We start from the raw sequence: 26,066 nt of genomic DNA on the forward strand, positions 1-26,066 counted from the left end.
GACCGTGGCCGCGGTGAGCAAGCGGCAGGTGGCCGCCTGGGCCGCGTGGGACTGGGGCTCGGCCTCGTTCAACGCGGTGATGGTCACCTTCGTCTTCGGCACCTACCTGTCCTCCGAGGCCTTCGGGGCGGACGCCCGCGGCACCGAGTGGCTCTCCCGCGGCATGGCGGTGGCCGGCATCATCGTGGCACTCACCGCGCCGGTGCTGGGACGCCGCGCGGACCAGGGCGGACGCCGCAAGCTGTGGCTGGCGCTGAACACGGCGGTGGTGATCGCGGTGACGGGCCTGAGCTTCTTCGTGGCCCCGCACGAGCAGTACCTGCTGCTCGGCGTGGTGCTGCTGAGCATCGGCACCGTCTTCTTCGAATTCGCCGAGGTGCAGATCAACGCGATCCTCGTGCAGATCTCCACCCGGAAGACCGTCGGACGGATCTCCGGCATCGGCTGGGGCGCCGGCTACCTCGGCGGCATCGTGCTGCTGCTCATCGTGTACGTCGGCTTCGTCTCCGGCGACGCCGCCTGGTTCGGCATCCCGCACGAGCAGTCCCTCAACATCCGCGCCGTGGCCGTGGTGGCCGCCGTCTGGTTCCTGGTCTTCTCCCTCCCGGTCCTGTTCGCCGTGCCCAGCCCGACGGCGGCCCGACAGGAGGGTGCCGGCGCGCCGGCCGAGACCGTGCTGGGCTCCTACCGGGCGCTCTGGGAGCGACTGTGCCGCCTGTGGCGGGAGGACCGCAACACCCTGAAGTTCCTCATCGCCTCCGCCGTCTTCCGCGACGGCGTCGGTGCGGTCTTCCTCTACGGCGGGGCCCTCGGTACCACGGTCTTCGGGATCGCCGACGGCGACGTGATCGTCTTCGCGATCGTGGCGAACGTGGTGGCCGCCGCGGGCGCCTTCGCCGGCGGCTGGCTGGATGACCGGTTCGGTCCGCGCGCGGTGATCCTCGGATCGATCGGGGCCATGTGCGCCACGGCCGTGGGCCTGTTCTTCTCCGAGGGGCCGCGAGCGTTCTGGATCGGAGGTCTGATCCTCTGCCTGTTCGTGGGGCCGGTGCAGTCCTCCTCCCGCGCGTTCCTCGGCCGGCTGACCACCCCGCAGACCGCGGGCGAGCTGTTCGGCCTCTACGCCACCACCGGCCGTGCGGTCGGCTTCATCACGCCGGCTCTGTCCTCTGTGGCCCTGGCGCTCACCGGCGACCAGCGCTGGATCATCCCGACCATCGTGCTGGTCATCCTGGCCGGTGGAGTCTTGTTGCTGAGAGTGAACACCCCCCGCCGTCCGGTCGAAGAGGTGGAACCGCACCGGTAATATAGACGAGACCCTCGCCCGCTGATGCCGAAGGGGCCCCATGCTCGTCACCCTGATCGCCCTGTTCGCGGTCGCCATGGTGGCGCCCTGGATCTTCCGCTTCACCGGGCGTGAGGGGTTCTACGTCCTCGCCGCCGTCCCGGCCGCCGGTTTCGTCTGGCTGCTGACGCGCATGCCGGACGTCTTCGCGCTCCAGTCCGCGATCGACGCAGGAACGGACGTCCCGGCGCAGGCGGACGGCCTCGTCCGGGAGATCCCCTGGGTTCCGTTCCTGGACATCTCCCTCAGCTTCCGCATGGACGCGCTCTCCGCGTTCATGTCCCTGATCGTGCTGGGCGTCGGCGCGCTCGTGCTGGCCTACTGCGCCCGCTACTTCCGGGAGCACGAACCGAAGGACGCCGCGTTCGGCAGCCAGCTGCTGGCCTTCGCCGGAGCGATGTTCGGCCTGGTCACCACGGACGACCTGATGGTGCTCTACACCTTCTGGGAGATCACCTCGGTCCTGTCCTTCCTGCTCATCGGCTACGCAGGGCAGCGCATCTTCGCCCGTCGCTCCGCCATCCAGGCGCTGATCGTCACCACCTTCGGCGGCCTGGCCATGCTCGTCGGCCTGCTGATGCTCGGCGTCCAGGCCGGCTCCTGGAAGGTCTCCGGCGTGCTCGCCGCGGCCCCGGAGCTTCTGGCGGACCCGGCCCTGCGCGGCTACGCCGAGTGGGCGGTGGCGCTCGTGCTCATCGGCGCGCTGACCAAGTCCGCGCAGATCCCGTTCCACTTCTGGCTGCCGGCGGCGATGGCCGCGCCCACCCCCGTCTCCGCCTACCTGCACGCCGCGGCGATGGTGAAGGCCGGCGTCTTCCTCGTCGCCCGCCTCGCCCCGGCGTACGCCGGCCTGATGAGCTGGCAGATGCTCGTGACCGGCGTCGGCCTGGCCACCCTGCTGGTCGGCGGCTACCGGGCCCTGCGTCAAACGGACATCAAGCTCGTCCTGGCCTATGGCACCGTCTCCCAGCTCGGCTTCCTGATGGTCTCCAACGGCTTCGGCACACGGGACGCCGCCATGGCCGGCCTGGCGATGCTGATCGCCCACACCCTGTTCAAGGCGCCGCTGTTCATGGTGGTCGGCATCATCGACCATGAGACCGGCACCCGTGACGTCCGGACGCTCTCCGGGATCGGCCGGAGCCACCCGATGCTCGCGGGCATGAGTGCCGTGGCCGCCGCCTCCATGGCCGGCCTGCCCCCGCTGTTCGGCTTCGTGGCCAAGGAGTCCGTGTTGGAGGCGGCCCAGCACACCGCCGAGCACCACGGGACCGTGTGGGCCTGGAGCCCTCTCGTGTTCCTCTCGCTCGGCTCCGTGCTCACGGTGGCCTACACCTGCCGCTTCCTCTGGGGCGCCTTCGCCACCAAGCACGAGATGGACGACACCGGCACGCTCCGCCCCGTGCCTCCCACCGCGTTCCGCACCTCGGTCACGGCCCTGGAGATCGGCCCGTCCATGCTGCTCACCGCGCTCTGCGTGGCGATGGCGTTCATGCCGGGGCCGATCGAGAAGGTCATCACCGCCCACACCGGTGCCCTGGACCCGCTCGACGGCGCCGAGAAGCCGGCCCACCTCGCTCTCTGGCACGGACTGACTCCGATCCTCGCACTGTCTGCCGTGATCATCGGGCTCGGCCTGCTGCTGGCGTGGCAGCGCACCCGCGTGGAGCAGGCCCAGGAGCGTGTCCAGTTCCCGTGGGACGCGACCAAGGTCTACCAGCGGATCATCTACCAGCTGGATGCGCTCGCCGTGTGGGTCACCGGCCGCACGCAGACCGGCTCGCTGAGCACCTACCTGGGCATCATCCTCACCGTGGCCCTGGCGTTGCCGCTGTACTTCATGGTCTTCCCCGTGGGCGGCCATGAGAGGCCTCTGGCGACCCTCTGGAGCCAGGCGGAGATCGTCGTGGCCGAGGACGCGGCACAGGCCCTCGTCGTCCTGGCCATCGTGGTCGGTACCGTGGCGGCCGTGAAGGCGCACCGGCGTTTCATGGCCGCGCTGCTGGTGGCCATCACCGGCTACGGTGCCGCCGCCATCTTCGCCTTCCGCGGCGCCCCGGACCTCGCCATCACCCAGGTGCTCGTGGAGACGATCGTCCTCGTCACCCTCGTGCTCGGCCTGCGCTCCCTGCCGGCCAGCTGGGACCGGCGCGCCTCGGGCCACGGCCGCCGCTGGCCCCGGGTGTTGATCGCCGTGTCCTTCGCCCTGGTGATGATGTGGGTGGCCGCGACCGCGCTGGCCGCCCGCACCGCCGCCCCGATCTCCGTGGACATGCCGGAGCTGGCCTACGCCGAAGGCTACGGAAGCAACGTGGTCAACGTGACCCTCGTGGACATCCGTGCCTGGGACACCTGGGGTGAGATCACGGTGCTGGCTGCGGCCGCCACCGGCGTGGTCTCCCTGGTGTTCCTCCAGCACCGCGACCGTCGTGGCCGTGCCCTCGCCGAGGTGAAGACCGGCTCGGTCGGCCGCATCACCTCCGAGTCCGCCATGGGCACCGCCGTGCTCTCCACCGTGCGCCGCTTCGCGGTGAACGACTCCTCCTTCTGGCTCGAGGGGGGCCGCACCCTGGCTCCGGAGCGCCGGTCCATCGTGTTCGAGGTCATCGCCCGACTGATGTTCCACCCGATGGTGCTGTTCTCCCTGTACCTGCTCCTGGCCGGGCACAACACCCCCGGCGGCGGCTTCGCCGGCGGCCTGCTGGCCGGCCTGGCGCTCACCCTGCGCTACCTCGCCGGGGGCCGCTACGAGCTGCAGAACGCGATCCGGATCCCCTCGGGTGTCCTCCTCGGCGCCGGCCTGGCCCTGGCCTCCCTGACCGGCCTGTTCCCGCTGTTCTTCGGCGGGCAGGTCCTGCAGTCCGCGTACGTCGAGTTCCATGACCTGTTCCTGCTCGGGGACGTCAAGCTCGTCACCGCCACCGTCTTCGACATCGGCGTGTACCTCGTGGTGATCGGCCTCGTCGTGGACGTGCTCCGCTCCCTGGGCTCCGAGATCGACCGCCGCGGCGACGAGGCCCGCATGGCTCGCGAGAAGGCCCGGATGCACCGGCGGCGCCGCCACCGCCGCGCCGGCGCTTCCGGTGCCGTGGCCGGTCGCAGCCGCCCCCCTGTGCAGGGCCCCGCCGGCAACGGCACCCCGACCACCGCCCCGACGACCGCCGAGGAGGCCGGACGATGATGAGCATCGACCTCGCCCTGCTGGTCGCCATGGGCGTGATGTACGCCGGTGGCATCTACATGCTGCTCGAGCGCACCCTGACCCGCATCCTGTTCGGGATCATGCTGATCACCAACGCCACGATCATGCTGCTGCTGATCACCGGAGGCCGATCCGGCGACGCCCCGATCCGCATCGAGGGCAAGGACCCCACGACCTACTCCGACCCGTTGCCGCAAGCGCTCATGCTGACCGCCATCGTCATCGGCTTCGCCGTCACCGCGTTCCTGGTCGCCATGATCTACCGCTCCTGGCTGCTCAGCCGCGAGGACGTCGTGGCCGTGGACCCCGAAGACGTCAAGGTGGCCTCCCAGGAGGCCTTCGACGCGGAGGAGGACTCCGAGCTCGAGGAGGAGACCTCCGAGTTCCTGGACGACTCCTGCGATCCCAACGCGGACTACGAGCACACCTCCGAGGAGCGTAAGGCCGTCCGCGAGGTGTCCGCCCGCCGCAGCCACCCCGCCGGCAGGTCCCGGGGCACGTCCGCCGACCACGCCGTCACCGACGGGTCCCGCCCGGCCGGTACCGTCCGTGAGGAGCGTGAGCGCCCGTGATCATGCTCGGCACGACCCCGCTGACGGACCTGGCCCCGCTGGCCGTCCTGCTGCCCGTGCTCGGCGCGGCTCTGACCTTCACGCTCGTGCGCCGTCCGCGCGCGCAGATCACCCTCACCATCCTGACCCTCGCTCTGACGCTCGTGCTCAACGTCGGCCTGCTGGCCGTCGTCTGGGAGACGGGTGCCGCGGCGGTGAACATCGGCGGCTGGGTCCCCCCGATCGGCATCTCCCTCGTCGTGGACCGCCTGTCCGCGCTGATGCTCGTGATCTCCTCGCTCATCACCCTTGCGGTGCTGCTCTACGCCACTGCGCAGGGCGTGGTGGACGAGGACGAGGGCGGGCCCGTCTCGATCTTCCACCCCACCTACCTGATCCTCGTGGCGGGCGTGTCCAACGCCTTCCTCGCCGGTGACCTCTTCAACCTTTACGTGGGCTTTGAGATCCTGCTGACCGCCTCCTACGTCCTGCTCACCCTGGGCGGCACCGGCCAGCGCATCCGGGCCGGCATCACCTACGTGGTGGTGTCCGTGATCTCGTCCATGGTGTTCCTCGTGGCGATCGCCATGATCTACGCGGCCACCGGCACCGTGAACATGGCGGACCTGGCAGGCAAGCTCGGCGACCTGCCCACGGACGTCCAGATGGTCCTGCACGTGATGCTGCTCGTGGGCTTCGCGATCAAGGCGGCGGTGTTCCCGCTGTCCTTCTGGCTGCCCGACTCCTACCCGACCGCCCCCGCCCCCGTCACCGCGGTCTTCGCGGGCCTGCTGACGAAGGTCGGCGTCTACGCGCTGATCCGGACGGAGACGCTGCTGTTCCCGGGAGAGCACGTCAACGCACTCCTGATGGTCGTGGCGGCGCTGACCATGGTGGTGGGCATCCTGGGCGCCCTCGCCCAGTCGGACCTGAAGCGAATCCTCTCCTTCACGCTCGTCTCGCACATCGGCTACATGATCTTCGGCCTGGGCCTGGCCTCCGAGCTCGGCCTGGCGGCCACGGTCTTCTACGTGGCCCACCACATCACCGTGCAGACCGGCATGTTCCTGGTCACCGGCCTCATCGAGAACCGGGCGGGCACGGCGAACATCGACCGGCTCGGCTCGCTGGCCTTCGTCTCGCCCCTGGTGGCCGTCCTGTTCTTCATCCCCGCCATGAACCTGGCCGGCATCCCGCCGTTCTCCGGCTTCTTCGGCAAGATCGGCCTGCTGGCGGGCGGCGTCGAGCAGGCCACCCCGCTGGCCTGGGTGCTCGTCGCGGTCTCCGTGATCGTGTCCCTCTTGACGCTGCTCGTGGTGGTCCGCGCCTGGGCGCGCGCCTTCTGGCGCCGCATCGACGACGTCGAGCACCCGCCGGCGCAGCTGGTCTCCGCATATCAACGGGCCAAGGCCTCTGGCCGCCGACCCAAGCCGCTGAGCATGGGCCTGGTCCTGCCGACCGCCGGCCTGGTCGCGCTGAGCGTGGCGTTCACCGTCTTCGCCGGGCCGCTCTACGACCTCTCGGACCGCGCGGCCCAGGACATGATGGACCGCACCCCGTACATCACCGCCGTGCTGGGAGAGGCCGCCGCCGAGGAGGCCGCGGATGACCTGGCGGACGACCCGACGGAGGAGGGCCATGACGGACGCTGACACGACCGCAGGGACCCGCCCCACCGGTCTGCGCGCCGAGCTCACGCAGTGGCCGGTGGTGGTCTTCATGGTCCTGCTCTGGTGCGCCCTGTGGCAGGACTTCAGCCCGGGCGTCATGCTCGTGGGCCTGCTGTTCTCCCTGCTGCTGAAGCGGCTGCTCCCGCTGCCGCCGGTGCAGTTCCCCGGGCGTTTCCACCCCTGGGGGATCCTGGTGTTCACGCTGACGTTCCTCAAGGACGTGGTGGCGGCGTCCATCGCCGTCTCCCTGGTGGTCCTCCTCCGGCCCCGCAGCTCCCGGCACTCCATCGTGGAGGTCCGCCTGCGCAGCCACGACGACCTGATCGTCACCCTGACCAGCCACGCTCTGGCCCTCGTGCCCGGCTCGATCGTCCCGGACGTGGACCGCGCCACCGCCACCCTGTATCTGCACTGCCTGGACGCCGCCGGTGAGGAGCGCGTCGACAGCATCCGCCGCAACGCCCTGCGCGTGGAGGCGCGCATCATCCGGGCCGTCGGGTCCGCCGCGGACCTCGAGCTGGTGCGCCGGTACCCGGACAGTGCCCCGCCGTACGAGGACATGGACGAGTACCGCCGATATCCGCCGCACATCCACCGTCCCTTCGCCGACGCCGAGGAGGCAGACCGCCGATGAGCACGCCCCTGTTCGTCGCCGCCGTCGTCGCCGGCCTGCTGCTGGCGGTCGGTGCGGTTGGCGCGATCCTCCGCATCGTCCGTGGCCCCTCCCTGCTGGACCGGGCCATCGGCTCCGATGTCCTGCTCGTGGTCCTCTCCGGCGCCCTGATCTTGGAGATGGCCGTCAACCGGCACACCAACACCATCGTGTTGGTCGTGCTCGCCTCGATGGTCGGCTTCGTGGGCTCGGTGACCCTGGCCCGCTTCGTGGAGGACAACCGTCCGGACCACGCCCAGGAGGCCGGCGCACAGATGCGCCCGGACCCCTCCACCGCGGACCACGCGCCGCGCACGCCCTCGGCTGTGAAGGAGGATCCCCGTGGCTGAGACTGCACTGCTCTGGGACACGGTCGCCGCCGTGCTGCTGATCCTCGGTGCGTCCCTCTCGCTCGTGGCCGGCGTGGGCCTGACGGTGCTCCCGGACCTGCTCACCCGCATCCACGCCGCCGCCAAGCCCCAGGTCCTCGGCCTGCTGCTCATGCTCGCCGGCCTGGCCGTCGTGTGGCGGTCGTGGGTCTGGCTGCCCATCCTGTTCTTCGCGTGGCTGCTGCAGATGATCACCGCGCCCGTGGCCGCCCATCTGGTGGCACGTGCCGGCTACCGCACCCGTCACGTCAAGCGCGACCTGCTGGACCGGGACGAGCTCGCCGACGTCGTCCGCCGGGGACGGCACAGCGAGCATCCCGCGGACACCGCGCCCCAGCCGGTGGTCTCCCCGGACGGCTCCGCCCCGAAGCCTGTCGACACCCCGGTGAGCCGGAAGGACGGCGGGACCCGCTGACGTCCTCCGCCGCCTCCTGACACCACGACGACGGCGCGGCACCCTGGTCGGGGTGCCGCGCCGTCATCGTGCAGCGGGTGGGAGCACTCCGGCTCCCTGCGGGAGCCGAGGAGCGGCTCGGTGAGGGTCAGACCTCGTTGTCGATGCTCTTGGCGGTCTTCGCCTCGAAGCGGCGCATGGCGGTGCCGGCGCCGCGCTGGCCGGCGACCTTGATCAGGGCCGAGATGCCGGCCGAGATGAAGGCGAAGGACAGGGCCTCCACCAGGGGCAGCTCGTCGTCGGTGGCGTCGCGCGGGGCTTCGTGGCCGGTGGCGAGGCGCCAGCCGGTCGTGACCAGCTGCGAGCCGACCATGCCTCCGGCGATGGTGATGCCGGTGGCGAGGAGCTTCTGCAGGACGGTGTTCATGGAGGGGGTTCTCCTTCGGGGCGAGGGGCCGGAACGGTCGGTTCGGCGGATGTCTGCGCCCCAGCCTACCGGCGGGGCCCACGCGCAGGCACGGCACGCGACGCGCCCCGTCGGCGGCGGCGGGCCGCAGGGCTCCGGCGGACGCCGCTCAGTCCACGGTGACGGCGTGAGCGCCCGGGTCCCGGTCCTCGCGGAGCCACGCGTTCAGCCGGTCGGTCAGCTCGTCGTCCACAGGGAGCGGCTCACCGTCCACACTGAGCACCGGGGCCACCCCGCGCACGGAGGAGGCCAGCCACAGGCCCTCGATGCCCTCCAGGTCGGCCGGAGTCAGCGGTCCGTAGCCCAGCGGCCAGCCCTCCCGCTCGGCGGCGGCGAACACCACGGCCTGGGAGGTGCCGGCGAGGATGCCCTGCTGACGCAGCGGGGTGACGAGCTCGCGGCGGCCCTCGGCGTTGCGGCGGACGAGCAGCGCTGTGGACGTCGGCCCCTCGAGGAGCTGGCCGTCCGAGGACACGAACAGGACGTCGTCCGCGCCGTTGGCCTTGGCGTGACGCAGGGCGGCCATGTTCACCGCGTAGGACAGCGTCTTGGCGCCGGCAAGCAGCCACGGGGCCTTGTCGGCCACCCGGGAGTCCAGGCCGCGGTTCAGCAGGAGCACGCGCAGGCCGGCCGGACGCACGGACGGGTCCGGCAGGGCCGTGGCGGTGAGCAGCACCCAGGCGGTGGGCTGCGGGGCGAGGCCTGCGGCCGTCTCCGGGCCGCGGGTCACGGTGAGCTTCACGGTGGCGGCGGTGCCGGGGCAGGAGCGGGCGAACTCCGCGAGGCCCATGTCGATCGCCTGGCGCCACTGGGCGGGGGAGGGCACCGGCAGGTCGAGGATCTCGGCGGAGCCTCCCAGGCGGCCCAGGTGCGCGCCGAGCTTGCGGACAGTCAGCGAGCCGTCCTCGCCCGGGGCCGCGAGGGCGGTCTCGAACAGACCATCGCCGCGGGACACGCCCTGGTCCTTCACGGTGAGGTGCGGGGCCGAGGGGTCCGCGAGCTCGGGGACGAGCCCGGCGACCCCGGAGGGACGCAGCAGGACGAGGACTTCACGGGAGGCGGCGACGCCGCCGGACACGGTGCTCATGGCCCCCAGGGTAGTGCCCGGGCCAGGCGGCGACGTGTCCGACGGCGTCGGTCGGTGCCGCGTGCCCGGCGGCCTGTTGCGGGGCCGGGCGGCGGGAGGATCAGTGCGTGGGCGGGCTCTGGACCTGCGGGATCTCACCGGTGACCGTGCGGTCCCCGGCCGGGGCCTCGTGGTCGCCCTCGAGCTTGGCACCCTCGACGTCCACGTCCGGCAGGATGCGGTCCAGCCAGCCCGGCAGCCACCAGGCCGCCGGTCCCAGCAGGTGCATGACCGCCGGCATCAGCAGCAGGCGCACCACGAAGGCGTCGAAGAGCACGCCCACGGTGAGGCCGAAGCCGATCGGGCGGATCATCGCGTCGTGGGCGAAGATGAAGCCGCCGAACACCGAGACCATGATGATCGCGGCGGCGATCACCACGGAGCGGCCGGCGCGCAGACCGGAGAGCACGGCCTCGCGGGCGGGCTTGCCGTGGGCGTAGGCCTCGCGCATGCCGGAGGCGATGAACAGCTGGTAGTCCATGGCCAGGCCGAACAGCACGCCGATCATGATGGTCGGCAGGAAGCTGAGCACCGGGCCCGGGGAGTGCACGCCGAAGATCGAGCTGAGCCAGCCCCACTGGTAGATGGCCACGACCGCGCCCATCGCGGTGAACACCGAGAGGATGAAGCCGCCGGTGGCGATCAGCGGGACCAGCAGGGACCGGAACACCAGCACCATGATGACCAGGGACAGGCCCACCACCAGGGTGAGGTACAGCGGCAGGGCATCGGAGAGCTTCGCAGAGACGTCGATGAATCCGCTGGTCACGCCGGCCACGTCGAGGCCGGTGGCCTCGCCCGCCGCCTCGGTGGAGCGCAGGGTCTGCACGAGCTCCTCGGTGGAGATCGCGTTCGGACCCTCCTCCGGGATGACCTGGATCATGGCGAGCGAGCGGTCCCCGTTCAGGGCCGCGGGCACCGCCGCCTTCACGTGGTCCATCTGCGCCACCTGCTCGGCGACCGTGAGCTGCAGGTCCGAGGCCTCGTCCCCGGACAGGCCCTTCGGCAGGTCCGCGGTCACCACGAGCGGGCCGTTGTAGCCGTCGCCGAAGGCCTCGCCGGTGAGCGTGTAGGCGCGCTCGGAGCTGGAACCGACCGGCTCGGAGCCGCCGTCGGGCAGGCCCAGGCGCATGGAGCCGAACGGAAGGGCGATCACCACCAGGGCCACGATCGCCGCGAGCGAGGTCACGACCGCGGATCCGGTGGACATCCGGGTGCGCTTGGCTCCGCCGCGGGTCGGCTTGTCACCGTGCAGCGGCTGCAGCTCCCCGGCCTCCACGCGGGCGCGCTCCTTCTTGTTCAGCGCCTTCGGCCCGATCAGGGCCAGCAGAGCCGGGGTCAGGGTCACGGCGACCAGTACGGCGATCGCCACGCAGGCCGCGGCCACCGTGCCCATCAGGCCCAGGAACGGGATGCCGGTGACGTTCAGCGCGGCCAGGGCGATGATCACGGTCAGGCCCGCGAACACCACCGCGTTGCCGGAGGTGCCGTTGGCCAGGCCGATGGACTCGTGCACGGGCATGCCGGCCTTCAGCTGCTGCCGGTGGCGGTTGACGATGAACAGTGCGTAGTCGATGCCCACGGCAAGACCGAGCATGATGCCCAGCACCGGGGTCACGGACATCATCTCCACGACGCCGGAGAAGGCCAGGGCGCCGGCGACGCCCACACCCACGCCGATCAGGGCGTTGAGCAGGGGCAGGCCGGCCGCGGCCAGCGTGCCGAGCATGATCACCAGCACGATGGCGGCGACGATCAGGCCGACCACCTCGGCCGGGCCCATCACCTGCGGAACGGACGCGTTGAGCTGCTGGTCCGGGTAGATGTCCACGCCCTCGATGTCCGCGTCGGTCAGCAGGGAGGTGACCTCCTCCTTCTGCTCGGTCTCCAGGTCCATGGTCGGCATGCCGAAGACCACGCGGCCCATGGCCACGTCGCCCTTCTCGGAGACCGCTCGGAAGTCCTCGGTGAGGGCGAGGGTGCGTTCGCCGCGTTCGAGCTGCGGGCGGTTCTGTTCGATCCGGCGCTCGCCCTCGGCGAGGTCCTGCTCGGCCTGGGCGAGCTGCTCCTTCTTGGACTTGAGCTCGGCCTTGCCGGCGTCGAGCTGCTCCTGCCCCTGCTGCCACTGGGCGCGGCCGGAGTCGTACTCGGCCTTGCCGGCCTGCCACTCGGCCAGACCACGGTCGTACTCGGCCTTGCCGGCCTGCCACTCGGCCTCGCCCTGCTCGTACTGCTGGCGGCCGGCCTCGAGCTCGGCGCGGCCCTGCTCCAGCTGGGCGCGGCCCTGCTCGAGCTGGGTACGGGACTGCTCGAGCTCGGCGCGGCCGGCCTCGATGCGCCGGGCGCCCTGCTCGTACTCGGCCTGGCCGGCCTCCCACCGGGCGAGGCCCTGCTCGTACTGCTGCCGGCCGGCATCCAGCTCGGCCTGCTGGTCAGCGAACTGCTGCTCGGCCTGCTTCTCGGTCATGCCCTGGGCGATCGCCTGTTCCTTGGCGGCGTCCAGCTGGGCCTGGCCGGCGTCGAGCTGCTGCTTCGAGGAGTCGAGCTCGGCCTTCGCAGCGTCCAGCTGCGGCGTGGACTTCTCGAGCTCGGCCTGCCCGGCATCGAGCTCGGCCTGCCCGGCCTCCAGCTGCTGTTCGCCCTGCTCGAGCTCCTGCGCCTTGGAGTCCAGCTCGGCCTGGCCGGCGTCGAGCTGCTGCTTGGAGGAGTCGAGCTCGGCACGGCCGGCGTCCAGCTGCTCCTTGGCGGCGTCGAGCTCGGCCTTGCCGGCGTCCAGCTGTTCCTTGGCGGAGTCCAGCTCGGCCTTGCCGGAGGTGATCTGCGGCTCGGCCTCGTCGAGCTGGGTCTTCGCGTCGTCGAGCTGGGCCTGGTTGTCCTCGATCTGCTTCTCGCCCTCGGCCAGCTGGGTCTTGCCGTCGGCGATCTGCTCCTTGCCGTCGGAGACCCGCTTCTCGCCCTTCTCCAGCTCCTGCCTGCCGTCGGTGACCTGGGTCTTCGCGTCGTCCAGCTCCTTCTGGAGGGCGAACGGGTTCTGCGTCTCGTCCACGACGTCGACGCCCTCGACCTCCTTCATCAGCTTGGCGATCTCCTGGCGCTGGGACCGGGTGAACGCAGAGCCGTCCTCGGTGGCGAAGACGACGCTGCCCGAGCCCTTCGCCGCGTCCGGGAACTCGCGCTCGAGGCGGTCCGTCAGCTGCGCTGTGCGCGTGTTCGGGATGTCCACGGCGGAGGACAGGGTGCCGCCGAAGGCGAGGAAGGAGCCGACGGCGAGGGCGAGGGCCACGAGCCAGGCGACGATCGCGACGAACGGGCGCCGCGCCGAGGCGATGCCGAGGCGGTACAGGAGCTTTGCCATGAGGAGGGGAGGCCTTCCGTGACGAGACGTGTGTCAGGCGCGAGGCGGCGGACAGGTCGCCGCTCCCACTATATTCATAAGCGGAGCGCTGTGCTCCGCTAATGGGGTGGCGCATCAGGTGACTTCGCCCACATCGTCCCAGATCAGATCCCGTCCAGGGATGGTCTCGGCTCAGTGCAGGCGCACCCGCAGGCCGGCGGCGTGCGCGGGGGAGTGGTCCGTCAGGTAACGCTCCTCCTGCGCCGCCCAGCGGTTCCAGTGCGGGGCATAGACCTCGCCGTCGCGGGCGAGGGCGAGGGTGCGCCGGTCGGCGTCGTCGGCATCCACCCAGACGCCGAGGGTCAGCAGGCCGCGGGCGCCGTGGCAGAGCGCGCCGACCCCCTCGCAGACCACCACGTCGGCCGGCGCCACGGTCCGCCGTGGGCCGGGCCGGCCCTCGTGCCAGTCCCAGGTGGGCACGTCGGCAGGCGCCCCCGCCGCCAGGCGACGCAGCGCAGCCACGTAGGGCCCGTCGTCGTCGGTGACGGCCGCCAGGCCGTCCCAGCCGGGGTACATCTGCTCGAGGGCGAGCAGGCGGACCTCGGCGAACGGCGAGAGCCGGTCGACGAGTGCGGCCGCGAGGGTGGTCTTCCCGGAGCCGGAGCGGCCGTCCACGCCGACCAGGACGGGGCCGTGGGACGGGGCGGCGCGGCCGTCCGAGTCAGGTGTCCTGCTCACGTTCACGAGGCCTCTCGGGCGTCTTCCCGGGGCTCCGCGGCGGAGTCCTGTGCGGGGAGGGTCGACTCGAGCTCGGTGAGCGAGGCGGTCGCGGTGCGGATGACCTGCAGGGCCGTCCGCAGCTCCTCGTCGGTGAAGTCCGCGAGGGCGGCGCGCAGCGCGCCGCCCATGGGGGCGAAGGCCGCCATGCCGTCGCGGACGGCGGAGTCGGTGTGGTGGACCAGCACGCGGCGGCGGTCCTGCTGGGAACGTGCGCGGGTGGCGTGGCCGGACTCGACGAGCCGGTCCACCACAGCGGTCGTCGCGGGCTTGGTGAGGCGCAGGTGGCCGCCGAGGTCCGAGGCGCTGGTCTCCAGACCGGCAGAGGCGCGGCGCATGAGGATGCTCAGGGCGCGCAGGTCCGTGCGGTAGAGCCCGACGGCGCGTCCGGCCAGGTCCACCATCCGGTCCGCGCTCTCCCCGAAGTCCCGCAGGGCGGTCGTCACCGCATGCAGGGGGTCGTGAGGGTCGGACGCGGAGTTCACAGCCCTGGAGTCTACTCGCCCACATCCAGTTGGTTTGACGGTCGAACCACCGTAGGGTTGTCCCATGCCTTCACGCGCGCCCGGTTCGGACGCCTCCGCTGCCTCACCTCTCGACGAGTACCGTTCTCCGCCGGCCCGTGCCGGACGCCGGGGGACAGCCCCCGCAGACGACCCGGCCGCGGACGGCCGACACGCGGGCGCCGAGCCCGGCGCGCCCGCCCCGCTGACAGGTGCGAAGCGCCCGTCAGCAGGCCTGCGCACCGGCCTGGCCGTGATCCTGTCCGTCCTGTGGTTCGCGGCGATGGGCTTCGGCGGCCCGACGTTCGGCACGATCTCCGAGGTCTCCTCCAACGACCAGGCGACCTTCCTGCCGGCGGGCGCCGAGTCCACGCTCGCCTCCGAGGAGGCCGCGAAGTTCCGTCAGGGCGAAGCCGTGCCGGCAGTCGTCGCGGGCGAGGCGGACGTCGATCCCCAAGCGGACGCCCCCGCCGTCGAAGCGCTCACCGGCGCCCTGAAGGACGTCGAGGGTGTGCAGGAGGTCGTGGGCCCGTTCCCGAGCGAGGACGGCGGGGCGGTGCAGCTCATCGCCCTCGTGGACACCTCGGACGGGGCGCCCGAGCTCGACTCCGTGGTGGATCAGCTGCGCACCGTGCTGGCCCAGACCACCGCGGACGACCCCGCCGTGCAGGACTCCTCGCTGGCGGACACGCAGTGGCACGTGACCGGCCCGGCCGGCCTGGCCTCGGACCTGGGCGGCGCGTTCGCCGGCATCGACGGCATCCTGCTCGCCGTCGCACTGACGGTGGTGTTCGTGATCCTCGTGGTCGTGTACCGCTCGGTGCTGCTGCCGATCGTCGTGCTGCTGACCGCCATGGGTGCGTTGTGCGCCGCGATCGTGGCCGTGTACTGGATGGCCCGCTGGGACTGGATCCAGCTCAACGGCCAGTCCCAGGGCATCCTCTCGATCCTCGTGATCGGCGCCTCCACGGACTACTGCCTGCTCCTGGTAGCCCGCCACCGCGAGGAGCTGCTGGTCCGCGAGCACGTGTTCGACGCCCTCGTGGCGGCGGTCCGCGGCAGTTTCGGCGCCATCACCGCCTCGGCGTCCACCGTGGCGATCGCCCTGCTCTGCCTGCTGTTCTCCGATCTGAACTCGAACCGCTCGCTCGGCCCGATCGCCGCCTCCGGAATCCTCTTCGCCTGGCTCGCCGCGCTCACCATGCTTCCGGGGATCCTCCAGCTGCTCGGCCGTGTCGCCTTCTGGCCGAACATCCCGTCACCGGCGAACGCCCGCGCCCGCAGGGAGGCGCTGGCAGCCGAGGGCAGGTCCTACCGCCAGCCGAAGGACGCCGAGGGCCGTCCGATCGCCGGCCTCGAGAACGACCATGGGATCTGGACGCGCTCGGCCGCCTTCGTGGCCCGCCACGCCCGCGCGGTCTGGATCGTCACCGCCGCCGTGCTGCTCGCCGTGGCCGCCGGCATCACCCAGCTCAACGCCTCGGGCGTCTCCCAGACCGACGTGATCCTGGGCGAGTCCGACGCGAAGGCCGGCCAGGCCGTGCTCTCGGAGCACTTCGCCGCCGGCTCCGGCTCCCCGGCGAACATCGTGGTGCCGGTGGACGAGCGCGACCGCGTACAGGAGATCCTCGAGGGCACCGACGGCGTCGCCGAGGTCCAGCTCGAGGCTGAGGGCGGTGCCCCGGCGGAGACCCCGCCGAGGGACCTGCCGCCGCTCGAGGTGGATGGCGACGTGCTGTTCTCCGTGACCCTGGCCGACCCGGCCGAGTCCCTCGAGGCGCAGCAGACCATCGAGACGATCCGCACCGAGCTGCAGGGCATCCCGGGCGACACCCTCGTGGGCGGCACCGCGGCCGAGGCGCTGGACACCAACGACACCGCCCAGCGCGACCTCGTGGTCATCATCCCGCTGGTGCTGGTGGTGGTGCTGCTCATCCTGATGGTGCTGCTCCGCTCCGTGCTGGCAGCCGTCCTGCTGGTGGCGGCCACCGTCATCAGCTTCGGCACCGCGATGGGAGTCTCGGCGCTCGTGTTCAACCACGTCTTCGAGTATCCGGGGGCGGACCCGACCGTGCCGCTGTACGGCTTCGTGTTCCTCGTGGCGCTCGGCGTGGACTACACGATCTTCCTCATGACCCGCACGCGCGAGGAGGCGGACGTGGTCGGCACCCGGGCCGGAGTCCTCAAGGCGCTCACGGTCACCGGTGGCGTCATCACCTCCGCCGGCGTGGTGCTCGCGGCGACGTTCGCGGCGCTGGCCGTGATCCCGCTGATGTTCATGGTGCAGCTCGGGTTCATCGTGGCCTTCGGCGTGCTGCTGGACACCCTCGTGGTCCGCACCCTGCTGATCCCCGCGCTCGTGCGTGACATCGGCCCGAAGGTCTGGTGGCCCGCCGAGGCCGCCTGACCCGGGTCCTGCCGCGCCCTTCCCGACGACGGCCCGCGCCCACCGCGGAGAGGGTGCGGGCCGTCGTCGTCCCGCCACGGCGGGCGTGGGGCGTCGGTCAGTCGCCGAGGGTGAAGTCCACCATCAGCAGGTGGGACAGTGCCACGGAGTGACCAGAGTGGGAGTGGAAGGGCTTGCCCAGCGCGCGCAGGGCCTCCACTGTGCGGTCTGTGCGCGCCATGGCGCGGCCCATGATGAAGCGACGCACCTCCGGGCGGGCGGCGGCCCGGTCGATGTCCTGCAGCCAGCGCTGGAAGCCGGCGGACAGGGGATCGTCCGGGTCGGCTGCCTCGACCGTGTCGTCGCCGTAGGCCGTGCCGGCGGCGAGACGGTCCGAGGCGGGCAGGACGACCAGGCTCTCGAGCTCCTGCGCGGTGGGTGCCTTGCGGGCGCTGTCGTAGTCCACGTCCTTGAGCCCGGGGACCAGGGACTCCATGACGTCGAAGTAGAAGCGGCGGCGCACGTCCTGCGGGAGGGCGGTCAGCGCCCGGATGGCGTACTTCGAGTTGAGCGGCATGAACAGCGGGCGGGCCTTCGGGATGTGGCCGAAGTGGAAGCGGTTCCGGAACTCGAGGTAGTGCTGGATGCTCGGCACGACGCCCGGGGCGATCTGCTTCAGCTGCTCCTGCGTGGTGGCCATCTCCTCCTGCCAGAGGGCGAAGTCGGCGGCGGGCATCTTCCCCTCGAGCGGCTCCAGCAGGCGCAGCGGCTCGGCATGCCGGTAGTACTGCTTGATGGTGCCGCCACCGCCGCCGTGTGCATGCACCTCGAACGGGTTCTGGAACGTCGAGGACATGTAGACCGGGGTGTACACGCCGAGGCTGTTCTCCCGCCAGTGGCGGTAGGCGCGGGACCCGGAGATCAGGGTGCGGGAGGGCGGCTTGGGGCCGTTCACCGTCAGGCCGTGGGCCTCGGCGATCCCCTTCGCGACGGCCAGGTCCTCCTTCTGGTTGACGCCCGAGTGCAGCCAGAACCGGTCCGAGTCCGTGCGGAACAGGCCGGACTCGAGGAGGAACGCGAACACCGTGCGGGAGTCCACGCCGCCGCTGAGGTCCGCGGTGAAGGTGACCCGCGGGTCCGCGAGCAGGGTGCGGGTGCGCCCGCGCCAGACGTCGAGGTACTGCTGGAGCGCCGCCTCGTACTCGAGCGGCTCGAGCTCGGGGGCGCGCTCGAGCACGAGGACGCCCCCGCGGATCACCGCGACGGTGCCGACCGGCAGGAGTCGGATCTCGTCGAACGGCGTCTGGAAGGTGGACAGCTGCATGGTCAGCGTCTGGCGGAGGGCGAACGGACGGAGCCTGCCGAGCCGGGGCGTGAGCGTCATGCCCTCGGCGCGCAGGTGCTCCACCAGCCCGCTGTAGGAGGAGCCGAGCGCCCATTCGTCGCCGCTGCGGTAGAGGAAGAGACGGCCCAGACCGCTGGCGTCCGTGCCCACCTCGAAGCGGCGGCCGAAGAGCCTGCCCGCCCGGCGTGCGACCACGTAGCAGCCGTCCTCGCCGGGGCCGACGGTGCGGCCGGTGCGCGCGCGATACGCGGCCATGCCCGCGGGCCCGTGCACGTAGTCCGTGCCGACGAAGGCGTATCCCTCGAACTGCTCTGTGGGTCGCATGCGACTCGAGAGGATGAACACGTGTCACTCCTGGGTTGCGGGTCCGATCTTCAGAAGTCTAGTCAGCACCTGTGCGCCGACACTGCGATGGGCTCGGCAGGGCTCCGCGCGGGCGCCGCGAGCGCTTCCGAGGGAAGCCCGGGAGGGCGCCCGCGAGATGCCCGAGAGCGGGTCCGGCAGGGATGTGACGAGGATCACCAGGCGCCGGGAATGAAGTCCCCGGGGGTGGGGTTGTACTGCACGACACTAGAACATGAGTCGAGGTGACTCAGGTTTCTTGACAGGCCTTCCGCTCCGGTGGCAGGTTGAGTCCAGAACGCTCAAGGGCGGCCGGCACCGGTCGGCCGCGGTCACCTCGAGCAGCAGTCGACGAAAGGACACATGATGTCGCGAGCAGTGGGTATCGACCTGGGCACCACCAACTCCGTGGTCGCCGTCCTCGAGGGTGGCGACCCGGTCGTCATCGCGAACGCCGAGGGCGCACGCACCACCCCGTCGGTGGTCGCCTTCTCCAAGTCCGGCGAGGTGCTGGTCGGCGAGGTCGCCAAGCGCCAGGCCGTCAACAACCCGGACCGCACCCTGGCCTCGGTCAAGCGCCACATGGGCACCGACTGGACCACCGAGGTGGACGGCAAGAAGTACACGGCGCAGGAGATCTCCGCGCGCACCCTGATGAAGCTGAAGCACGACGCCGAGGAGTACCTGGGCGAGAAGGTCACCGACGCGGTGATCACCGTCCCGGCCTACTTCAACGACGCCGAGCGCCAGGCCACCAAGGAGGCCGGCGAGATCGCGGGCCTGAACGTGTCCCGCATCATCAACGAGCCGACCGCGGCCGCCCTGGCCTACGGCCTCGAGAAGGGCAAGGAGGACGAGCTCATCCTCGTCTTCGACCTCGGCGGCGGCACCTTCGACGTGTCCCTCCTCGAGGTGGGCAAGGACGAGGACGACTTCTCCACCATCCAGGTCCGCGCGACCTCCGGCGACAACCGCCTCGGCGGCGACGACTGGGACCAGCGGGTGGTGGACTGGCTGCTGCAGCAGGCCAAGGCCAAGGGCGCCGACCTGTCCAAGGACAAGATCGCCCTTCAGCGCCTCAAGGAGGCCGCCGAGCAGGCGAAGAAGGAGCTGTCCTCCGCGACCAGCACCAACATCTCCCTGCAGTACCTCTCCGTGACCCCGGAGGGCCCGGTGCACCTGGACGAGCACCTCTCCCGTGCGAAGTTCCAGGACCTCACCGCGGACCTGCTGGAGCGCACCCGCAAGCCGTTCGACGACGTGATCGCCGAGGCCGGCGTGAAGGTCGGCGACATCGACCACGTGGTCCTGGTGGGCGGCTCCACCCGCATGCCGGCCGTGACCGAGCTCGTCAAGGAGCTCACCGGCGGCAAGGAGCCGAACAAGGGCGTGAACCCGGACGAGGTCGTCTCCATCGGCGCCTCCCTGCAGGCCGGCGTGCTCGCCGGTGAGCGCAAGGACGTCCTGCTGATCGACGTGACCCCGCTGTCGCTGGGCATCGAGACCAAGGGCGGCGTGATGGCCAAGCTCATCGAGCGCAACACCGCCATCCCGACCAAGCGCTCGGAGACCTTCACCACCGCCGAGGACAACCAGCCGTCCGTGTCCATCCAGGTGTTCCAGGGCGAGCGCGAGTTCACCCGGGACAACAAGAACCTCGGCACGTTCGAGCTGACCGGCATCGCGCCGGCCCCGCGCGGCATGCCGCAGATCGAGGTCACCTTCGACATCGACGCCAACGGCATCGTCCACGTGTCCGCCAAGGACAAGGGCACCGGCACCGAGCAGTCCATGACCATCACCGGCGGCTCCTCGCTCTCCCAGGAGGACATCGACCGCATGGTCAAGGACGCCGAGGCCCACGCGGAGGAGGACAAGAAGCGCCGCGAGGCCGCCGAGCAGCGCAACCAGGCCGAGCAGTCGGCCTACGCCGTGGACAAGCTCCTCAAGGAGAACGGCGAGAAGCTCTCGGATGAGGTGAAGACCGAGGTCCAGGCCGACGTCGACGCCCTCAAGGCCGCTCTGGAGAAGCAGGACAACGATGACGAGGTCAAGGCCGCGTTCGAGAAGCTCCAGGCGTCCCAGGTCAAGATCGGCGAGGCCCTCTACGCCCAGCAGCAGGCCGACGGCGCCGCCGCCGGCGAGCAGCCGGGCGCGGACCAGGCCGACGGCGCCGACGAGGACGTCGTCGACGCCGAGGTGGTCGACGAGGACGACGAGAAGAAGGACTGATCCGGCGCGGGCCGGCCGGCGGCACCTGATGCCGACGGCCGGCCGGGACCGGTGACCTTCATCCGACGACGGCGGGCCGGCAGACCGCAGCCCGACGCTGCGGAGCCGACCCGCCGTCGTCGTCCCCGCCCCACCAGGGGCACGCAGACTTCCGGCCGCACCGGACGCGGCCGCATGAGAGGAGCCCGGCATGAGCCAGGACAAGCAGCCCGACGAGAACACCCAGCCCGAGGACGTCCGGCAGGACGGACAGGCCGCCGAGGCCGCCGACCGCGCCGCAGAGCAGACCGCCGAGCAGGAGGCCGCCGCAGCGCAGGAGGTGGACGGCGAGCAGACCGACGGCGACGCCCTGTCCCAGGCCGAGCAGATCCTCCGGGAAGCCGGCGCGGACGCCGACGGTGCCGGGGCCGCGCCCGCCGGCTCGGACCGCGAGGCCGAGCTGGAGGAGGACCTGCGCCGTGTGCAGGCCGAATACGTGAACTACAAGCGCCGCGTGGACCGCGACCGCGACGTCGCCAAGGACCAGGGCGTCCTGAAGGCCGTGACGTCCCTCCTTCCGGTCCTGGACGATCTGGACGCCGCCCGTGCCGCCGGCGAGCTCGCCGACGGCCCGATGGCCGCGATCGCCACGAAGCTGGACACCGTGCTGAATGGCCTCGGCCTCGAGCGTCACGACCAGGAGTCCCTGGCCGGCACCGAGTTCGACCCGGCCGTGCACGAGGCCGTGCTGCGCCAGCCGAACGACGAGGTCCCGGCCGAGCACATCGTCCAGGTCTTCCGCAACGGCTATGTGCGCAACGGCCGCGTGCTGCGCGCCGCCCAGGTCATGGTCTCCGCCGGCGCGGAGTGACCTGCGCCGTGGGCGTCGCGGCCGGCAGCACCGGCCGCGACGCCCACGGCACCCGTGACGCCCACGGCACCGGCGACGCCCGGCGGCGGGCGTGGCGCAGATGAACCACCACACCTGACAGAGAGGAGGCGGCGATGGCCTCGCAGGACTGGATCGACAAGGACTTCTACGCGATCCTCGGGGTGTCCAAGGACGCCTCCGAGTCGGACATCAAGAAGGCCTACCGCAAGCTCGCCCGCAAGCACCACCCGGACCAGAACCCCGGAGATGCGGAGGCCGAGCGCAAGTTCAAGGAGATCACCGAGGCGAACACGGTGCTCTCCGACCCCCAGCAGCGCCAGGAGTACGACGCCCTGCGCGCCATGGGCGGCGGCGCCCGCTTCACCGCCCCGGGCGGCGGCGGGACCGGCGGCTTCGAGGACGTGTTCGGGGACCTGTTCAACGGCGGCCGCGGCGGCACCCGCTTCTCTACCGGAGGCGGGGGCGGCCCGGACCTGTCCGACCTGTTCGGCGCCTTCACCGGCGGCGGCGCGGGCGGCTTCGGCGGCTTCGGCCAGCCGTCCCCGTCCAAGGGCGCGGACCGCACCGCCACCACCACCATCTCCTTCCGCGGCGCCATGAAGGGCACCACCGTGTCCCTGCGCGCCGCGGACGGGGAGGTCGTGGACGTGCGCATCCCGGCCGGCATCCGGGACGGCCAGAAGGTCCGTGTCCGCGGCAAGGGCTCACCCGGCGCCGCCGGCCGCGGCGACCTGATGGTCACCGTGCAGGTGCGCGAGCACCCGTTCTTCCACCGCGACGGCGACGACCTGCGCATCACCGTGCCCGTCACCTTCGCGGAGGCGGCCCTGGGGGCGACCGTGGCCGTGCCCACCCTGGACGGCGAGGTCCGTGTGAAGGTCCCCGCCGGTTCCGGCTCCGGCAAGGTGCTGCGTCTGAAGGGCCGCGGCGTGCCGGCGAAGAAGAAGACCGGCGACCTGTTCGTGGAGCTGCAGGTGGCGGTGCCCACCGACCTCTCGGACGAGGCGCGTGAGGCCGTGGAGGCCTTCGCCCGGGCCACCGAGGGCACCGACGTGCGCGCCGACCTGGCGACGAGGGCCTCCTGGTGAGCGCAGCCGACCGTGACGACGCCCGGGACCGCACCGCGAGTGCGGCCCGGGCGGCGGCGCACCGCGGCGCGGACTGGACCGCACCGGTGTTCGTGATCTCCGCCGCCGCGGAGATGACGGACATGCACCCGCAGACCCTGCGCCAGTACGACCGCCTCGGCCTGGTGGTCCCGCAGCGCCAGGGCGGCCGCCAGCGCCGCTACTCCCGTGCCGATGTGGACCGGCTGCGCACCGTGCAGGCGCTGTCCCGCGAAGGCGTGTCCCTCGAGGGGATCCGCCGGATCGTGGACCTGCAGCGGGAGGTGGAGCAGCTCCAGGACACCGTCGCAGACCTGGCCGGGCAGGTGGACCGCCTGCACCAGGCCTCCCGTCTGGCCCGCGTCTTCACCGTGGGCGCCGGCGGCGACGTCTCCACCCGCTACGGCGACTCCGAGACGCGCACCCGAGAGCGCCGCACCGGCCGCACCGCCGTCCCCGCGCCCACCACGGGCACCCCGCGCCAGCGCGGTGCGGTGGTCCGCGCCCTGCCCACCGGCTACTCCCGCACCCGCCGGGTGCTCACCTGGACCCCGCCGCAGGACTGACCGTGGCCGGGCCCCTGTCCCTTCCCGACGACGGCGCCGGCACCACCGGCGCGGCCGTCGTCTCCGCCTCGGCCTCGCCGGAGCAGGGCCCGTTCTCCCCGGAGCGGCTCGCGGCCCTCCGCGAACGGTTGCGCGCCGACATGCGCCGCCGGCCCGAGCTGGGCCGCCGTGCCCGGCGAGCCCTGGACGGCGTGGTGCACGCCCTGAAGCCGGACGGGCTGGACCGCTGTCTGCCGGACCGGGTGCTGCTCGAGTACAGCCTGGACCCGAAGACCGGCCCCGTGGCGGTGGTGGCCGTGGGCGACCCCTTCACCGCCACGCACGTGACCTGGATGGTCTCCGGCATGGGCATCCGCCCCGAGACCGCCATGTGGGGTGCCGTCAACGAGGCCGGGAACCTCTGGGCCGCCCAGCGGGCCGCCGGGGCGCCGCGTCCGGCGACGATCGCCTGGTTGGGCTACCGGTCCCCGAACGCCCTGGCCACCCTGTTCGACTCGCCGGCCCGCACGGGAGCCCGGGCGCTGGCCGATCACCTGATGCGCTGCCAGGGCCAGCTGCGCCGTGCCCAGCCCGGAGCTGTGCCGCAGGTGCACCTCGGGCTGGAGGCACACTCCTACGGCACGGTCGTGGCCGCGTATGCGCTCGAGCTGCTACAGCAGCGCCGCCAGGCCGGGGACGCCGTGCCCTCGGTGGACGTGCTGGTGCTCGCCGGGGCCATCGGCCTGCCGCGTCGGCTCGCCCGGGAACCGGCGCTCATGGGGATGGACCCGCTCCGTGTCTACGAGGCGTCGGCACCGCAGGACCGGCTGGCGCAGATCGGCCGGTTCAGCGGCCGACGCCTTCCCTGGTCCGGCGTGCACACCCTGCCCGTGGAGCCTCCGGCGGCCGGTGCGCAGGGCCGAGCCCGCGGTGCCGTGGAGCGGACCGCCGACGGCAGCACCCTGGACGGAGTCGCCGTGCGAGGGCACGACACCTCCCGATGGAGCCCGCAGGCCGGGGAGGACGCCCCGCGCGGCTACCGCGACCCGGGAACCATCACCCTTGCGGCCACGGCCCGCGTCACCACCGGCCTGCCGCTGCCGCGCGCCTGAGGCGGGCGGCCGGCGTCGGGAAGGGCTCAGCGGCGCACGTAGGTGAGGTCGAAGACGAGGCGGCCGGCCTTGAGGGCCTTGTTCTCGAACTGCGTGAGGGGGCGGCCCTCGAAGCGCGGCGCCCAGCCGCCGACGTGGTCCACCGGGTCCTGCGCCTCGGAGGCGACCACGGCCTCGCCCAGGCCCGCGCGGGCCGGACGCTGCCCGGCCTCGGCGTCGTCCCAGCCGGCGGGCAGGGGCTGCGCTCCCACCTCGAGCTCACGGCCCTCGCGCCGGACGCGTGTGAGCGGCGAGTCCTCGCCCGCGCGCTCGCCGGCATGGGGGTTCTCGAAGTCGGCGGCGGCGTCCATGACCGCCCGCATGTGCACGGCGTAGCCGGACCAGTCCGTGGCCAGGCGCAGCACCCCGCCCGGGCGCAGCACCCGCGCCAGACGCTCGGCCAGGGCGGTGGAGACCAGTCGTCGCTTGTGGTGGCGGGCCTTGTGCCACGGGTCCGGGAAGAAGATCCAGACCTCGTCCACGGAACCGGGCTCCATGGTGTGGTCCAGCAGCTCCGGGGCGTTGGCCTCCACCGCGCGCACGTTGGTCAGGCCCTCGCGCTCCACGAGCCCCATCAGCCCGGCGAGGCCCGGAATGTACACCTCCACGGCCAGCACGTTCCAGTCCGGTCGGTCCTTCGCCCCCTGCGCGGTGGACTCGCCCTGGCCGGAGCCGATGTCCACGAGCAGCGGGGCGCTGCGGCCGAACTGTGCGTCCCAGTCCACCTGAGCGTCCCGCGCCACGGAGGTGACCGCGCGGAATCGGGGGACCTCCACGAGGACCTCGTCCGCCATGCGCTCCCACACCGCCTGCCGCGAGCGGTTCAGGCGGGAGCCGCGACGTACGAAGGACACCGGCTCGCGGCGGAACAGCTCCGGGTCCTTGTCCCGGTTGTGGTCATGGACGTGGGCGCGGTCCTCGGCGGGCACGGGGTTCTGCTCGGTCATGGGCCGATTCTCCCCGGTGCGGGCACGGTGCCGCCAACCGGAGTCCCCTCAGGGGTGCATGCCGCTGTGCACCGCGGAGCCCGGGGCGACGCCCCCGGTGATCTGGTCCACGGTGACGAAGTGGTAGCCGCGCGCCTTCAGAGTCGTGATGATCTGCGGCACGGCGTCCACGGAGGTGGAGTGCACGTCGTGCATCAGCAGGATCGCGCCCGGCCGGGCCGCGGAGGTCACGCGCTGGACGACGGTCGGGGTGTCCTTGTCCTGCCAGTCGCGGGGGTCCACGTTCCAGTTCACGGCGCCGTGGCCCAGCGAGCCCAGCACCTGCAGGACGGAGGTGTTGTAGGAGCCGTACGGCGGCCGCACCGTGGACGGGGTGACGCCCTGGGCGCGCAGCAGCGCGTCTGTGGTGGCGATCTGCCGGCGCGCCGCGTCCGCGGAGACGGCAGTCAGCTGCGGGTGGTCATAGCTGTGGTTGCCGATCTGGTGGCCGGCGGCCGCCATCTTCCGGATGACGCCGGGACGCTGCTCGATCTGACGGCCGACCGTGTAGAAGGTCGCCTTCACGTCGTGGTCGGCCAGGATGTCCAGCAGACGCGAGGTGTGGGCGCCCGGGCCGTCGTCGAAGGTCAGGGCCACGCAGGGCACGGCCGAGCAGTCCACCGGGCCCTGACTCTTATAAACATCTCCGAGCCCACGAGACCGGAGCCTAACACGTATGCCGTCTTCTGCTTG

The 26,066-nt window shown here is 71.9% G+C and carries 21 protein-coding genes; 13 read left to right on the forward strand and 8 right to left on the reverse strand.

The features are described 5' to 3' along the window. Positions 1-4 precede the first annotated feature (4 nt). The 7 genes from FM125_RS11490 to mnhG are packed head-to-tail and all read left to right on the forward strand — an operon-like array spanning position 5 to position 8,224. Positions 5-1,306, forward strand: a complete 1,302-nt coding sequence (locus tag FM125_RS11490; protein WP_425435848.1) for an MFS transporter — start codon at positions 5-7, stop codon at positions 1,304-1,306. Between the two features lie 40 nt (positions 1,307-1,346). After that, a complete protein-coding gene (locus FM125_RS11495) occupies positions 1,347-4,526 on the forward strand; it encodes a Na+/H+ antiporter subunit A (RefSeq protein WP_087134726.1) in 3,180 nt (1,059 codons plus the stop codon). Further along, positions 4,523-5,119: a Na(+)/H(+) antiporter subunit C gene (locus tag FM125_RS11500; protein ID WP_087134728.1), complete on the forward strand. Its 597-nt coding sequence runs from the start codon at positions 4,523-4,525 to the stop codon at positions 5,117-5,119. Before FM125_RS11495 ends, FM125_RS11500 begins: the two co-directional genes overlap by 4 nt. 2 nt (positions 5,120-5,121) lie before the next feature. Further along, a complete protein-coding gene (locus FM125_RS11505; RefSeq protein ID WP_180525538.1) occupies positions 5,122-6,750 on the forward strand; it encodes a Na+/H+ antiporter subunit D in 1,629 nt (542 codons plus the stop codon). After that, on the forward strand, positions 6,737-7,402 hold the full coding sequence (locus FM125_RS11510) for a Na+/H+ antiporter subunit E (RefSeq protein ID WP_087134729.1): 666 nt from the start codon (positions 6,737-6,739) through the stop codon (positions 7,400-7,402). The genes FM125_RS11505 and FM125_RS11510 overlap by 14 nt, the downstream gene beginning before the upstream one ends. Next, positions 7,399-7,770: an MrpF/PhaF family protein gene (locus tag FM125_RS11515; protein ID WP_087134731.1), complete on the forward strand. Its 372-nt coding sequence runs from the start codon at positions 7,399-7,401 to the stop codon at positions 7,768-7,770. Before FM125_RS11510 ends, FM125_RS11515 begins: the two co-directional genes overlap by 4 nt. Next, positions 7,763-8,224 carry a monovalent cation/H(+) antiporter subunit G gene (gene mnhG / locus FM125_RS11520; RefSeq protein WP_087134733.1) on the forward strand — a complete coding sequence of 154 codons (462 nt, stop codon included), beginning with the start codon at positions 7,763-7,765 and terminating at the stop codon, positions 8,222-8,224. Before FM125_RS11515 ends, mnhG begins: the two co-directional genes overlap by 8 nt. Positions 8,225-8,351: 127 nt before the next feature. On the opposite strand, the gene FM125_RS11525 is transcribed toward mnhG, so the two are convergent. The 5 genes from FM125_RS11525 to FM125_RS11545 form a co-directional block, all read right to left on the reverse strand. Then, on the reverse strand, positions 8,352-8,630 hold the full coding sequence (locus FM125_RS11525) for a DUF4235 domain-containing protein (protein ID WP_067189639.1): 279 nt from the start codon (positions 8,628-8,630) through the stop codon (positions 8,352-8,354). Between the two features lie 148 nt (positions 8,631-8,778). After that, the gene (locus tag FM125_RS11530) at positions 8,779-9,756 is read right to left on the reverse strand and encodes an aminotransferase class IV (protein ID WP_087134735.1); all 978 of its coding nucleotides are present in this window, start codon (positions 9,754-9,756) and stop codon (positions 8,779-8,781) included. Positions 9,757-9,856: 100 nt separating this feature from the next. Continuing rightward, a complete protein-coding gene (locus FM125_RS11535) occupies positions 9,857-13,150 on the reverse strand; it encodes an MMPL family transporter (protein WP_087134737.1) in 3,294 nt (1,097 codons plus the stop codon). 171 nt (positions 13,151-13,321) lie between these two features. After that, entirely contained in the window at positions 13,322-13,867 is a 546-nt protein-coding gene (locus FM125_RS11540; RefSeq protein ID WP_087134757.1) for a nucleoside/nucleotide kinase family protein, read from the reverse strand. 2 nt (positions 13,868-13,869) lie between these two features. Continuing rightward, positions 13,870-14,391: a MarR family winged helix-turn-helix transcriptional regulator gene (locus FM125_RS11545; RefSeq protein ID WP_245830048.1), complete on the reverse strand. Its 522-nt coding sequence runs from the start codon at positions 14,389-14,391 to the stop codon at positions 13,870-13,872. A 64-nt stretch (positions 14,392-14,455) separates the two neighbouring features. Between FM125_RS11545 and FM125_RS11550 the strand changes: the two genes are divergently transcribed. Then, positions 14,456-16,816 carry an MMPL family transporter gene (locus FM125_RS11550; protein ID WP_087134741.1) on the forward strand — a complete coding sequence of 787 codons (2,361 nt, stop codon included), beginning with the start codon at positions 14,456-14,458 and terminating at the stop codon, positions 16,814-16,816. Between the two features lie 97 nt (positions 16,817-16,913). Here FM125_RS11550 and FM125_RS11555 read toward each other — a convergent pair whose 3' ends face one another. Further along, positions 16,914-18,464 (reverse strand): asparagine synthetase B family protein, encoded by a 1,551-nt coding sequence (locus FM125_RS11555; RefSeq protein WP_143745349.1) that lies wholly within the window; start codon positions 18,462-18,464, stop codon positions 16,914-16,916. A gap of 384 nt (positions 18,465-18,848) precedes the next feature. Between FM125_RS11555 and dnaK the strand changes: the two genes are divergently transcribed. The 5 genes from dnaK to FM125_RS11580 all read left to right on the forward strand — a co-directional run bounded on the left by dnaK (position 18,849) and on the right by FM125_RS11580 (position 24,348). Next, positions 18,849-20,714, forward strand: a complete 1,866-nt coding sequence (gene dnaK, locus FM125_RS11560) for a molecular chaperone DnaK (RefSeq protein WP_087134759.1) — start codon at positions 18,849-18,851, stop codon at positions 20,712-20,714. A gap of 190 nt (positions 20,715-20,904) precedes the next feature. Beyond that, positions 20,905-21,564 (forward strand): nucleotide exchange factor GrpE, encoded by a 660-nt coding sequence (locus FM125_RS11565; protein WP_143745350.1) that lies wholly within the window; start codon positions 20,905-20,907, stop codon positions 21,562-21,564. Between the two features lie 134 nt (positions 21,565-21,698). After that, complete coding sequence (locus tag FM125_RS11570) at positions 21,699-22,673, forward strand: DnaJ C-terminal domain-containing protein (protein WP_087134745.1); 975 nt, start codon at positions 21,699-21,701, stop codon at positions 22,671-22,673. Continuing rightward, positions 22,670-23,257: a heat shock protein transcriptional repressor HspR gene (locus tag FM125_RS11575; protein WP_067189631.1), complete on the forward strand. Its 588-nt coding sequence runs from the start codon at positions 22,670-22,672 to the stop codon at positions 23,255-23,257. The genes FM125_RS11570 and FM125_RS11575 overlap by 4 nt, the downstream gene beginning before the upstream one ends. A gap of 2 nt (positions 23,258-23,259) precedes the next feature. After that, on the forward strand, positions 23,260-24,348 hold the full coding sequence (locus FM125_RS11580) for an alpha/beta hydrolase (RefSeq protein ID WP_245232209.1): 1,089 nt from the start codon (positions 23,260-23,262) through the stop codon (positions 24,346-24,348). Between the two features lie 26 nt (positions 24,349-24,374). Here the strand turns inward: FM125_RS11580 and trmB are convergent, their stop codons facing one another. Further along, positions 24,375-25,334 carry a tRNA (guanosine(46)-N7)-methyltransferase TrmB gene (gene trmB, locus FM125_RS11585; RefSeq protein ID WP_067189629.1) on the reverse strand — a complete coding sequence of 320 codons (960 nt, stop codon included), beginning with the start codon at positions 25,332-25,334 and terminating at the stop codon, positions 24,375-24,377. A gap of 48 nt (positions 25,335-25,382) precedes the next feature. Further along, positions 25,383-25,979: a polysaccharide deacetylase family protein gene (locus FM125_RS11590; RefSeq protein ID WP_067189627.1), complete on the reverse strand. Its 597-nt coding sequence runs from the start codon at positions 25,977-25,979 to the stop codon at positions 25,383-25,385. Between the last annotated feature and the right edge of the window lie 87 nt (positions 25,980-26,066).

The sequence above is a fragment of the Micrococcus lylae genome, assembly GCF_900163825.1.
Lineage (GTDB): Bacteria > Actinomycetota > Actinomycetes > Actinomycetales > Micrococcaceae > Micrococcus > Micrococcus lylae.

Bases quoted from the DNA above. Each gene is read 5' to 3' on its own strand.
- FM125_RS11495 (WP_087134726.1), top strand. From the start codon at position 1,347: ATGCTCGTCACCCTGATCGCCCTGTTCGCGGTCGCCATGGTGGCGCCC.
- FM125_RS11500 (WP_087134728.1), top strand. From the start codon at position 4,523: ATGATGAGCATCGACCTCGCCCTGCTGGTCGCCATGGGCGTGATGTAC.
- FM125_RS11505 (WP_180525538.1), top strand. From the start codon at position 5,122: ATGCTCGGCACGACCCCGCTGACGGACCTGGCCCCGCTGGCCGTCCTG.
- FM125_RS11510 (WP_087134729.1), top strand. From the start codon at position 6,737: ATGACGGACGCTGACACGACCGCAGGGACCCGCCCCACCGGTCTGCGC.
- FM125_RS11515 (WP_087134731.1), top strand. From the start codon at position 7,399: ATGAGCACGCCCCTGTTCGTCGCCGCCGTCGTCGCCGGCCTGCTGCTG.
- FM125_RS11525 (WP_067189639.1), bottom strand. From the start codon at position 8,630: ATGAACACCGTCCTGCAGAAGCTCCTCGCCACCGGCATCACCATCGCC.
- FM125_RS11530 (WP_087134735.1), bottom strand. From the start codon at position 9,756: ATGAGCACCGTGTCCGGCGGCGTCGCCGCCTCCCGTGAAGTCCTCGTC.
- FM125_RS11535 (WP_087134737.1), bottom strand. From the start codon at position 13,150: ATGGCAAAGCTCCTGTACCGCCTCGGCATCGCCTCGGCGCGGCGCCCG.
- FM125_RS11550 (WP_087134741.1), top strand. From the start codon at position 14,456: ATGCCTTCACGCGCGCCCGGTTCGGACGCCTCCGCTGCCTCACCTCTC.
- FM125_RS11555 (WP_143745349.1), bottom strand. From the start codon at position 18,464: ATGCGACCCACAGAGCAGTTCGAGGGATACGCCTTCGTCGGCACGGAC.
- dnaK (WP_087134759.1), top strand. From the start codon at position 18,849: ATGTCGCGAGCAGTGGGTATCGACCTGGGCACCACCAACTCCGTGGTC.
- FM125_RS11565 (WP_143745350.1), top strand. From the start codon at position 20,905: ATGAGCCAGGACAAGCAGCCCGACGAGAACACCCAGCCCGAGGACGTC.
- FM125_RS11570 (WP_087134745.1), top strand. From the start codon at position 21,699: ATGGCCTCGCAGGACTGGATCGACAAGGACTTCTACGCGATCCTCGGG.
- trmB (WP_067189629.1), bottom strand. From the start codon at position 25,334: ATGACCGAGCAGAACCCCGTGCCCGCCGAGGACCGCGCCCACGTCCAT.